Raw genomic sequence first — 11,797 nt, 5'->3', positions numbered from 1 at the left:
CATCACAACTTTCTTAGTGCATCTTCTAATTGAGTCTTTCCCTTGGTTTGATCGTCAATATCTTTAATTTTTCGTGCTGGGTTTCCGGCAACTAATGTGTTTGGTTCAACGTCGTGTAAAACAATTGATCCGGCTGCAACAACGGCACCTTCACCAACGTGAACTCCTTCGATTACAACGGCGTTAGCACCGATTAATACGTTGTCGTCAATGCGAACTGGAGTAGCTGAAGCTGGTTCGATTACACCCGCTAGGACTGCACCGGCACCAATATGACTGTGCTTTCCAACGATGGCACGACCACCCATGACAACTCCCATATCAATCATGGTGTCTTCACCGATTTCACAACCGATGTTGATAACGGCACCCATCATGATAACGGCGCGGTCACCAATCTTAACTTGGTCTCTGATAGTAGCACCCGGTTCGATACGAGCGTTAACGTTTTTGATGTCTAATAGTGGTACGGCTGAGTTTCTAGAATCGTTTTCCAATTCGTATTCAGTCACTAAATCTGACTTCAAGATTGGTTCGATGTCTTTCCAGTCACCAAAGACAGTTACGCTTTGATCATTTCCGAATACCTTTACTGATTGTGGAAAATCAATTTGTGCAATTCTTCCATTAATATATGCCTTAATTGGCGTCTTCTTTTCTGCGTTTTGAATATATCTAATGATTTCTTGTGCGTTTAGTTCTGCCATAATAATTAATCTCCTAATTCTAAGTTATTATCTAGTTCGTATAAGTTTTCAAATGATTGACGCTTCGTGACTAATTGAGCCTTGCCCTTTTCCACAAAGACAATTGCTGGCTTTAGGTTCAAGTTGTAGTTGGAAGCCATTGAGTAACCGTAAGCCCCTGTGTCTAAGACGGCAACGACGTCTCCGGCGTTTAGGCTAGGAACGGATGCGTTCTTGATTAAGACGTCTCCTGATTCACAGTACTTACCAACTAAACGAACCTCTTCAACGGGTTGGGCGCGTGGGTTGCTTGCTGAAACAACTTCGTATTCAGCGTCGTATAACATTGGTCTGATGTTATCACCCATTCCACCGTCGACTGCGACGTATGGCTTGATGCCGTCAACTCTCTTTTGTGATCCAACGGTGTAAAGTGTTAAACCGGCTGAACCGACGATGCTTCGACCTGGTTCAATCCAGATAGCTGGAATTTGTAGGTTGTATTGACTGGCTTGTTCCTTGATGGTGTTGATGATACTTTCAACAAACTTTTCAGGAGCTAGGTAGCCGTCGGTTGAAACATATTGAATTCCAAATCCGCCACCCAAGTCCAAGACTTTAGTAGTGAAGTCGTATTCTGTGTTGAACTTGTTAGCTAGTTGCATCATCTTAACGGCTAATGCATTGAAACCATCTGGTGATGAAATTTGTGAACCAATGTGAGCATGAAAACCTAATACATGAACTCTTGAGTTCTTATGTAGTAGTTCAAACCCTTCTTCAACCTGGCCTGATGCAAGATCAAAACCAAACTTGCTGTCAACCTGACCAGTTTGGATAAATTCATGAGTATGAGCTGTAATTCCTGAAGTAATTCTCATGATGACGTTGGTGGTTTCATTCAATTCTTCAACCACTTGGTTGATTAGTTCAATTTCATGGAAGTTATCAACCATGATGACACCAACGTGATTTTTAATCGCTAGTCTTAATTCTTCTAAAGACTTGTTGTTACCGTGGAAACTCATCTTTTCGGCTGGGAAACCGGCATGCAAAGCAACTGCAATTTCACCTCCGGAAACAACATCGATGTGTCCGCCCTCTTGGTTCACCAATTGATACATCGCTGTATTGGCAAACGCCTTGCTAGCGTATGAAATCTCGTAATCAATATCGTTTTGTTCAAAAATCTTATTAAACTGATGGAATTGATCGCGGATAGCTGAAACGTTGTAAACCATCAATGGAGTTCCAAATTGGTGAGCAAGTTCAACTGCATCGCAACCATCTATCTGCAAATGTCCATCTGCATTAATGTCATTATCTGTAATTTGATTTGTCATAATAAACAGCCTTTCTAATCGAATGATCTTTAGGTCGTTTTAAACTCGACAAATTGAAAACAAAAAAGGTTCTTTTGGATGAGTGGGAACACTATCCAAAAGAACCTTTAAAATTTTTATTAATCAATTTCTAATTTTTAGGATTCAATTGTCGAAAGCGCTCCACAAGACATATTTTCTTGTGACAGTCCGTGCATTCTTCACACACGTCCCAGAAAATGATCTCTGCAAAAAATCATTAACTTCGGCAAGTTCACCTTTCAATAAAGCTCATAGTCATTGCAGTGACTGACTTCATCTACTAATCTCGCTTGCGACCTCTTCGATTACGTTTAACTATATTCTAATAGTTGAATTACGTCAAGCGATTTTTTGAAATTTTTTTTATGTTTTTTTACTTCCATATGAGCGACTTAAATTGCGTTAAAATTTCAAAAATGATAACTTGTCTAATTATTTTTTAATGTTAAAATACAAATCAATAATTTAAGATTGCGAGTTGATTTACATGTCCAAATTAGTAAAATTTGGTGGAAGTTCACTAGCCAATAGCGAACAATACGCCAAGGTTATAAACATCATTTCAGAAGATGAACAACGTAAAGTCGTTGTCGTTTCCGCTCCTGGTAAACGCTTTGATGATGATGTCAAAATCACAGATCTATTAATTCAATACGCAACCCAAGTAATCAACAAAGAGGATTATCAAGCTACTCTAGATGAAATCATTAGTCGTTACGCTGAAATCGCGAACGCATATGACGTTGATGAAGATGAATTTGCCGGAATTAAGGACACATTCACCAACCTAGCAAAGAAAGATTACAAAAGCGACGAGTACCTAATGGCTGCATTCAAAGCCAACGGTGAAAGAATGAACGCCAAGTTAATGGCTGCGGTATTAAACAGTCGTGGAATGAAGGCTCGTTTCGTAGATCCTAAGGATGCTGGAATCGTCTTAGACGACATTAATCCAAACGCATCCAACCTATTGGATGAGACCTATACCAATTTGGAAAACTTCAAATATTCAGACGATGAAAAATTAGTTTTTCCTGGTTTCTTTGGATACACCAAGGAAGGAAACATCGCTACATTTGCTCGTGGTGGTTCAGACATCACTGGTTCGATTGTCGCTACTGGTCTACATATTGATGTATACGAAAACTTCACAGACGTTAGCTCCATCTACGCAATTAATCCACACCTAGTGGATAACCCATATCCAATCACTAAGATGAGTTATCGTGAAATGCGAGAACTGGCCTACGCTGGTTTCTCAGTCTTTAACGATGAAGCAATCATCCCCGCCATCAAGGGTCACGTAACAATCAACGTTAAAAACACTAACCGACCAGATGACGCCGGAACATTGATTGTTCCAGAAGACGAAGTAAAGCATTCACACGTCATCACCGGGATTTCTGCCGATGATCGTTTCTCAGCTTTGTACCTTCACTCATACCTATTGAACAAGCAAATTGGTGGTACTTTGACCATCCTTTCAATTTTCAAAAAGTATGGGATTTCATATGAACACATGCCATCAGGTATCGATGACTTGACTATCATCTTTGATAGAAACCAAGCCTCTGATGACACTATTCATGCCCTATGTAAGGAAATTTCAGAAGCCATCCATCCTGACAAACTAGAATGGATTCACAACTACGCACTAATCATGGTCGTTGGTGAAAATATGGCCGTGTCAGTTGGTTCAATCAGCCAAATCATCAAACCATTAGCCGAAAAGAAAATTCCAATTAACATGATTAACCAAGGCGCTTCCAAGATTGCGATTATGATTGGAATCGACCAAGAATACACTGATTCGGCTGTTGTAAGCATCTACAACCAATTCTTCAAGGAGGATTAATTTATGACAAAGCTACATTATGTACACGGTTCAGAGAACCATTTCTTCTTATTGGATGTCGATGAACTAAAGGATTCATTGGATGACTACCAATTAAGTTATCTAGCCAAAAAGTTAGCTCAAAGCGACGTTTTACCGTACTCAGATGGTTTGTTAGTCGTCAATCACTCAGATCACGACGAATGTATCGGTCAAATGAAGGTCTTTAACTCAGACGGCAGCGTTGCTTCAATGTGTGGTAACGGTCTTCGTTGTGTTGGCCGTTACTTAGCCGAAAAGTTCGATCAAACTGACTTTAAGGTCCAAACCATGCAAGCAGACTTAAACGTCCATGTTTTTGACGACATTGCAAAGGGTGTTTCATGGGTCGGCGTTCAAATCGCTCCAGTTAGATTTTCACCCGCAGATTTACCCTATACCAATTTAGATTTTGACCAAATTATTAACGAAGAAATTCCAGAATTTAGTGACCATCTAAAGTTCACTTCAATGGCTGTTCCTAATCCACACTTAATTAGTTTTGTTGAAGATGATGCTGATTTAGAAGAACCCCTATTCAATCTAGGAACTTATCTAAATCAACCAAACGACTACTATCCAGATGGTGTCAACGTTAACTTCGCCAAGATTTTAGGCAAGAACAAGATCTTTGTTAGAACGTTCGAACGTGGTGTTGGTTTCACCAACGCCTGCGGAACTGGAATGTCTGCCACTTCAATGGCATTTGCGATGAACTACCCTGAATTAGTTGACGTCAACGAACCAATTGACGTCTTCAACCCCGGTGGTAAGGTGCAAACTAAGGTTCATACAGAACCAGACAATCGTTGGATTCAACTAATGGGTAACGCCACATTTGTTGGTTACATCGAATCAGATGAAGTCGATTTATTATCAGAACCAATTCAAAATAACTTAGTAGAATCCGGTGAAGAAGCTGATTACCTAGCCTTCATCGATACCATTAAGCAATAAAAAAGACTAGCAGATGCTAGTCTTTTTTAGTCTTTAAAGTATAAATGTTCATGTAATTCACACTTCGGATTGAATTGCGCGAAACAATATGGGCATACCTTGTCTTGATATTGTTGAAAGCTTAATTTGTGCTTACAACGGCCACACATGACCGGCTTAGTGTCTTTGGTACTAATCGGTACAAAGTCGTGATCAACCACTAAATTATGGCATTGATAACACGCAAAGTATTGGTGACACTGGCCACATTCCATGGCCGCGATATCGTGTTGCTGATGGTAGTGAATACAGCGACTATCGCTATCTAATTGAATTCCATAAATCATCGAATCATCTCGATTTCTTTTTATTTATTATTTGATTCTGGCTTCTTCAATAAATACTGCTCGTATAAATGATTGTTCTTACTTAAGAAGTTAATCTCTGTGGTTTTATTAATTCTAATTGTCGTGTTGCAGTTCTCATGCTCGTTTAAATCAGCGAGATACTCGGATTCATTGAGCGTCATGACGTTGTCGGTCAATAGGACAATCTTGCCATGCTCAACGTATTCGCCCTCTAACACACAAACACTAATCACCTTCTCGGCTTCAAAGCAATTCAATAAGACCTGATGGATCGTGTTGGCGTTAAAAGTATCCCATTGGTTCATTAAATGATAAGGATCGTATAAATCACTTTCCATATTCTGTTCAATATAGGAATTCAGCATGTCGGTATAGGCCGTTTCATACCTTATTTCTAAAATGTCACTTTTCAAAAATGCTGTCACTGTGTCCAACGCACCATTTAAATCGATGGTCTTCACAACTACAAAATCACCTAAGTCTTTTAAAAAATAGCCTAATGAAAAGCTGTCTAACTCATACCCATCCCTGGATTTGAAGTACCATTCAGCTAATCGGCTATCTCCGATATATTCATCGTTTGTGACTATGTCCATGGCGACACCTTCTTTTTATCATTTACGATACTATACTCCATAATTTTTCTTTTGTCGCTCATCTGATACAATTAATATTATCAATTAAAGGAAGTGCACAAATGAATCGCAAACAGTTTTTTATTATCTTGTCAGTGGCATTAGTTTCCTTTCTAGGAACCGTTGACATGAGTATCGTAAATACCGCTTTACCGCAGATATCTAAAGACTTACATATTCCAATGAACCAAGCAGAATGGATATCTTCGGCCTACTTAATTCTTATCTGTATGTCGCTTATTTTATTCGGTAAACTAGGGGATCAAATCAGCAAGGCGAAAATATTTCAACTCGGAACTTTAATCTTTACCATCAGTTCACTAATCTGTGGACTTTCAGAAAACCTAATCGTCTTATTGATTGCCCGTTGTCTACAAGGTCTGGGTGCTTCCATGACCATGGCAACCAACCTTGGAATCATCACCGAATCCGTTCCGTTTAACCTTCGCGGCCGTGCGTTAGGAATCAACACCACCATCGGTCAACTCGGTTACATTGCCGGACCAGCCGTTGCCGGAATCATTCTTTCCATTGCCAATTGGAACTGGATTTTCCTATTCAACGTTCCAATCGGAATCTTTGCATACGTCTTTGGTGAATTCGTCTATCAAAAAAAATCAAACAATGAAGGCCAAGCCATTCATATTGATTGGCCAGGATTCATTATTTTGGCCGTCCTAATCGGTTTATTCTTTATTGGTATATTTACTGGTCAACAAATTGGTTTCGCTAATACCAGCGTTATTTTGTCATTTATCGCTAGTCTAGTTCTACTAATCGCATTTATCGTAGTAGAACGTCGTGTCGACGATCCAATATTAGCATTGAGCCTATTTAAGAATCCTGGTTTTTCAATCAGTATCATTGCTTTGATGTTCATGTACATCATCATCTACTTCAATAACGTCTTGCTTCCTTTCTACATTCAAGACACCTTGAAGTTCTCACCATCACACACCGGACTACTAATGAGTGTCCTACCGGTGGTAAACGTCTTTACAGCCTACTTAGGTGGTGTGCTATGTGATAAGTACGGTGCTGTGATTATGTCACTACGTGCTTCACTTGTTTTCGTAGCAGCCGAAGTCATCTTTGCTATCATGCAACCAAACTGGACACTGATGTTCATGCTATTAGGATTTGTGGTCTTCTCCACTGCCAACGGTTTATTCCAAAACAATCCAATGGTGATGGAAAATGCTGCCAAGGATCAACAAGGTATTGCCGGTTCAATCCTGGCGTTGAGTCGGAACATTGGTTTTACCCTTGGTTTATCAATCTCGACATCCATCCTATATGGCGCAATGAGCTTTAAGAACGGCAAAAAGATTACCACCTACCCTTTTGGTAACGATTCCCTATTCGTTTATGGAATGCACTTCACCTACTGGGTAGCAGCAGTAATCATGTTAATCGTTACTGTCATGTTAATCTGGCTATTAAAACACAATCAAAACAAATACGCATAATAAAAAAGCTAGTGAGTAAATTCTCACTAGCTTTTTTGTTTGGAATTAACCTAAGAAATGTCTTAGACGTCCCATCTTTTCAATTAAGATTTCACGAACTTCTTGGTCATCAATACGAACTAAATCGTTTGCTAACTTAGCGTGTTCTTTTTCTTCTTCATTAGTTGGGCCAGCCTTGATGTCGAATGCGTCTTCGATGGCTTGGATGTCTTCTTTAACACCCTTCCAAGAAGCGTTCTTTTCGATTAATGAATCTAATGCATCAGCACTGTAGTACTTCAAGACATGTGCAAAGTCATGTTTCATGTTTGGATAGTATTGCTTCAATGCTCTGATTTCATCGTCAGTTAATTGGCTTAACACACGACCAGTACCTAATACTTCAGGTGGAACCCCAACTGAGTATAGTGAACCAGTAAATGTGATGGCTCTTGGCATCTTGTATCCATCAACATCTCTAGAATATCCGATGATACCAACGTGTTGGTGTCTATCACGACGCTTAGGGAATGAATCAAAGACTGATTGTAAGTCGTTGATTAGTGGATCTAGAGTTTCATGGTATTGTTTTGCGGCCTTATCAGCAACTGATAGTAATGTCTTTTGATCATCGTCGTTGATGATTCTAAAGGCATTGTGTTGTAGACCATCACGTAACTTAGCTACAGCTGGTTTTACAACAGTTTCTAAGTCAAAGTCATATCTGAATGCTGATTGGATGGTAGCAGTCTTTAAACCTGGGAATTCTTCTAGGTATCTGTCGACCATTAGTGGAGATAGTCCTCCTCTAAAGATGGCACTACCGGTACCGGCGATTGGGTATACATCGATACCTGTTTCGTTTTCAAATTCACCTAACTTAGTTAAGGCTAACTTGTTACCAATGATACTGTTTAAGAAACCATTTGATAGAGCTGAATCTGATCCGGCTAAGAACACACGTAGGTATGTTAGGTCTTCACCAAATTCGTCTTTGTAAATTTCAACGTACTTCTTCAAGATATCTGGAGCATTGAATTGAGCTTCAAAGCTTTCGAATAATGGAATCATTCTTAAGCGGTCGTTGTTTTTGTGACCATTTTCAAATTCTTTTGATTTGAAGTGAGCTAAGCTTGAGAATTTTTCTTCCATGTTAACCAATTGTTCTGCGGTTCTAGCCATTGGCAAGATTGCTTCGAATAATGGACGGTCTTTGAAACCTAAGTCTTGAGCAAAATCCTCAGCTAATAAGATAGTAGTCATAGCTTGCATTAAGCTATAACCAGTTTCTTCCCAGATGTTTGGTAAGCGGAAAGTTAAGAACTTGTCGTTTCCAAGTGGATGTTTACTGAAGTAATCGTAATGTTCAGAATACAAACGATCAATTACGGAAGAATCTGCATGTTTTCCTTCCCAATCCCACATATATTCATCTGCATCTAATGTGGAATAGTTTTGATACGCTTCGTTAATTTCATTGAATGCGGACACGAACTTGTCGTTATCGTCCTTAAAAAAAGGAACATTAGCGTTGTCTGGGTGTTGAGTCCCCATGATGTTTGGAATTCTTCTGTCCATGTTAATTACCCCTTTATTTCATAAAAATTTGTAATCGTTTTAGCGCTTCTAAAATGACTTCTTTAGATGAAGCATATGACAATCTGATGTAACCTTCTCCACCAGGTCCAAATGCACTACCTGGGATAACACCAATCTTAGCCTTGTTAGCTAATTCAAGTGCAAAACTTTCATCGTCTTTACCGTATTGTGCTGGAATCTTAGCGAACATGTAGAATGCTCCCTTTGGTTCTGGCATCGAGAAACCTAATTCGGTCAAACCTTTGTATAGGATATCTCGTCTTTCTTGGTAAATTTTAGCCATTTCAATCGGATCATTTTCACCGTTGATTAGCGCTTCAGCAGCCGCAACTTGGGCAGAATTTGTAACTGATGTAACTACGAACGCATGAACCATTCCAACCTTCTTAATGAATTCGGCTGGTCCACAGATGTATCCAACACGATAACCTGTCATCGCATGTGATTTTGATAAACCACTTAGGTAAATTGTTTGTTCAGGTAACATGTTGGCAATTGAGTAGTGCTCTACTCCATATGTTAAATCGCTATAGATTTCATCTGATAAAACATACATCGGATGTTGTTTAATTACTTCTGCAAGTCCGGCTAAGTCTTCTTTTGAATATTCAACTCCGGTCGGATTACTTGGATAGTTCAATAGTAAGGCCTTCACTGAGTCACCATATTCGTCTAATACGGCCTTTAATTTTTCTGGTTTTAAGATGAAGTCGTCTTCAGATACATCGACCTTAATGACTTCTCCCCCTAGGATTTCGATGATTGGGAAGTATAAAGCAAAAGTAGGTGTTGGAACGATTACCTTATCTCCCTTGTTAATAATTGTTTGGAATGTTGAGTATAAGGCTTCTGTCGCACCAACTGTCACAATCACTTCACTGTCAGCATCGTATTTTAAATCGTACTTATTTGATAAATGATTGGAGATAGCATCTCGCAATTCTTTTTTACCAGTTTGATCAGCATAATGGGAATCGTTATTCTTAATGCTATCGATTCCTGCTTGTTTAACGTGTTCTGGAGTATCCAAGTCTGGTTCTCCAATTGTCAATTTAATTAAACCATCGATGGAAGAGATTTTTTTATCAAAACTTCTAATTCCTGATGGAGCTAATGCATTCAATCGTTGGTTATGTTTACCAACAAGTGATGATGATAAGTTGGGCATTACAATTCCTCCTAAATATGCAAAAAAGGACCAATTGATTGTTTTTAATCAATTAGTCCAATTTTCAATGAGCATCATATTGTTAAATACTATAATATAACTCCATTAAAATTACAATATAATTTTTAATCATTTTCTAATTTTATTGATCATATAAAATATTGATATATCAATATTTCCAATAATTTTTTTGTTAGTTATTGAAAAAATAATTGTTCGGTAGTACCTTAAAAATGAAGGGTTTACTTTACGAAAAAAGTGAATTATAATAATTACTAATTAATAACCATTCTAAACTAGAAAGGGCCTTCAATATGGAAAAACAAACTTTAGCACAACGCATTAATATCATCCGTGCCGGTGTGATGGGTTCTAACGACGGAATCCTATCGGTTGCCGGTATCGTTATTGGGGTTGCCGGTGCCACTAGCAATACCTTCTCAATTTTCATTTCAGGGATTGCCGGCATGATCGCCGGAACCGTTTCAATGGCAATGGGAGAATATGTCTCCGTCAATTCAGAAAGTGATTCTCAAAAGAACGCCGTTGAAAAACAAAAGGTCGCCTTAAGAGACAACTATCAAACAGAATTCAACATCGTTAAAGAAAAGTACATGAGTAGTGGTATCTCAGACGAACTTGCCACTAAAGCCACTACTGAAATGATGAACAAAGACGCCTTGGTGACCACAGTTCGTGAAAAATACGGTTTTAACGTTAACCAATTCACCAGTCCATACGCGGCTGCAATTGCGTCAATGATTTCATTTCCGACCGGATCAATCCTACCGCTAGTCGCTATCTCCCTCTTCCCCGCTAACATCAAGGTAATATCAACTTTCATTGCGGTTCTAATCGCCCTATCGCTGACCGGATATGCTGCAGCAATGTTGAGTAACGCCAACCGTTTGAAATCAACATTAAGAAACGTCGCATCCGGAATGTTAACCATGCTAGTAACCTATCTAATTGGTTTGCTAGTCGGAAGTCTAGCCTAGGGAGGAATAACAATGGAAAAGAAAAAACAAACCGCCACAATGGACGAACGACTAAACACCTTAAGAGCTGGGGTATTGGGATCTAACGATGGAATCCTTACCGTCGTAGGTGTCTTATTCTCAGTTGCCGTGGCAACCCCAAACATTTTCACAATCTTTATCGCTGGTCTATCAGATTTATTGGCCTGTGCCTTCTCAATGGCATCCGGTGAATACGCCTCAGTTAGTTCACAACGTGACGCCGAAAGCTCATCGGTTGAAAAAGAACGCTACTTATTAAAAAACGACCTAGCAGGTGAAAAGAAGATTGTGCAAGAATTCTACATGAGTCGTGGAATTACCGAAGAGACCGCCAAAGAAATTGCCGATGAATTGATTGCTAAGAAACCATTGGAAACAATGGTAAGCATCAAGTACAATATCGAATTAAACCACTACATGAATCCATGGTCAGCAGCCTTTTCATCCCTATTCTCAGCCGCACTAGGTGGATTATTCCCACTTATTGCAATGAGTCTAACCAGTGGAATTTACCGCTGGCCAGCTACCATTCTAGCCGTTATCGTCTCAGTTGGTCTTACTGGTTTTATGAGTGCCAAACTTGGTGACGGTAAAGTCAAAGTCGCAGTAATCAGAAACATTATCATCGGAATTCTAACCATGATCATTCACTATGCCATGGGGAAATTAATGAACGAATTCTAAAACAAAAAAGCCTAAGC

Annotated in this window: 11 protein-coding genes and 1 riboswitch; of the genes, 5 read left to right on the top strand and 6 right to left on the bottom strand. The window is 39.2% G+C overall.

All coding sequences use genetic code 11. The features are described from left to right. Positions 1–2 precede the first annotated feature (2 nt). A complete protein-coding gene (gene dapD, locus KTJ72_RS02745; RefSeq protein ID WP_217304093.1) occupies positions 3–707 on the bottom strand; it encodes a 2,3,4,5-tetrahydropyridine-2,6-dicarboxylate N-acetyltransferase in 705 nt (234 codons plus the stop codon). Positions 708–712: 5 nt separating this feature from the next. Beyond that, on the bottom strand, positions 713–2,029 hold the full coding sequence (lysA, locus tag KTJ72_RS02740; protein WP_217304092.1) for a diaminopimelate decarboxylase: 1,317 nt from the start codon (positions 2,027–2,029) through the stop codon (positions 713–715). A 146-nt stretch (positions 2,030–2,175) separates the two neighbouring features. Beyond that, positions 2,176–2,360: riboswitch (Lysine riboswitch) on the bottom strand. 177 nt (positions 2,361–2,537) lie between these two features. On the opposite strand from lysA, the gene KTJ72_RS02735 reads away from it, so the two are divergent. Both KTJ72_RS02735 and dapF read left to right on the top strand, forming a co-directional pair. After that, positions 2,538–3,905 carry an aspartate kinase gene (locus tag KTJ72_RS02735; protein WP_217304091.1) on the top strand — a complete coding sequence of 456 codons (1,368 nt, stop codon included), beginning with the start codon at positions 2,538–2,540 and terminating at the stop codon, positions 3,903–3,905. Positions 3,906–3,908: 3 nt separating this feature from the next. Continuing rightward, complete coding sequence (gene dapF, locus KTJ72_RS02730; protein ID WP_217304090.1) at positions 3,909–4,880, top strand: diaminopimelate epimerase; 972 nt, start codon at positions 3,909–3,911, stop codon at positions 4,878–4,880. Positions 4,881–4,906: 26 nt separating this feature from the next. On the opposite strand, the gene KTJ72_RS02725 is transcribed toward dapF, so the two are convergent. Both KTJ72_RS02725 and KTJ72_RS02720 read right to left on the bottom strand, forming a co-directional pair. Further along, positions 4,907–5,206: a CHY zinc finger protein gene (locus tag KTJ72_RS02725; RefSeq protein ID WP_217304089.1), complete on the bottom strand. Its 300-nt coding sequence runs from the start codon at positions 5,204–5,206 to the stop codon at positions 4,907–4,909. Between the two features lie 20 nt (positions 5,207–5,226). Continuing rightward, complete coding sequence (locus tag KTJ72_RS02720; protein WP_057198347.1) at positions 5,227–5,823, bottom strand: hypothetical protein; 597 nt, start codon at positions 5,821–5,823, stop codon at positions 5,227–5,229. Between the two features lie 101 nt (positions 5,824–5,924). On the opposite strand from KTJ72_RS02720, the gene KTJ72_RS02715 reads away from it, so the two are divergent. After that, a complete protein-coding gene (locus KTJ72_RS02715) occupies positions 5,925–7,331 on the top strand; it encodes an MFS transporter (protein ID WP_217304088.1) in 1,407 nt (468 codons plus the stop codon). Between the two features lie 45 nt (positions 7,332–7,376). On the opposite strand, the gene ppcA is transcribed toward KTJ72_RS02715, so the two are convergent. Both ppcA and KTJ72_RS02705 read right to left on the bottom strand, forming a co-directional pair. Next, a complete protein-coding gene (gene ppcA, locus KTJ72_RS02710; RefSeq protein WP_053796860.1) occupies positions 7,377–8,888 on the bottom strand; it encodes a phosphoenolpyruvate carboxylase in 1,512 nt (503 codons plus the stop codon). 13 nt (positions 8,889–8,901) lie between these two features. Next, the gene (locus KTJ72_RS02705) at positions 8,902–10,077 is read right to left on the bottom strand and encodes an aminotransferase class I/II-fold pyridoxal phosphate-dependent enzyme (RefSeq protein WP_217304087.1); all 1,176 of its coding nucleotides are present in this window, start codon (positions 10,075–10,077) and stop codon (positions 8,902–8,904) included. Between the two features lie 314 nt (positions 10,078–10,391). Between KTJ72_RS02705 and KTJ72_RS02700 the strand changes: the two genes are divergently transcribed. After that, positions 10,392–11,075: a VIT1/CCC1 transporter family protein gene (locus tag KTJ72_RS02700; protein ID WP_217304086.1), complete on the top strand. Its 684-nt coding sequence runs from the start codon at positions 10,392–10,394 to the stop codon at positions 11,073–11,075. A gap of 12 nt (positions 11,076–11,087) precedes the next feature. Continuing rightward, positions 11,088–11,780 (top strand): VIT1/CCC1 transporter family protein, encoded by a 693-nt coding sequence (locus KTJ72_RS02695; RefSeq protein ID WP_217304085.1) that lies wholly within the window; start codon positions 11,088–11,090, stop codon positions 11,778–11,780. Positions 11,781–11,797: the final 17 nt, after the last annotated feature.

This window comes from Apilactobacillus waqarii (assembly GCF_019061205.1).
Taxonomy (GTDB): Bacteria; Bacillota; Bacilli; order Lactobacillales; family Lactobacillaceae; genus Apilactobacillus; species Apilactobacillus waqarii.
The sequence above is the reverse complement of the archived record's forward strand: the minus strand, read 5'-3'. Positions and strand labels throughout refer to the sequence as shown.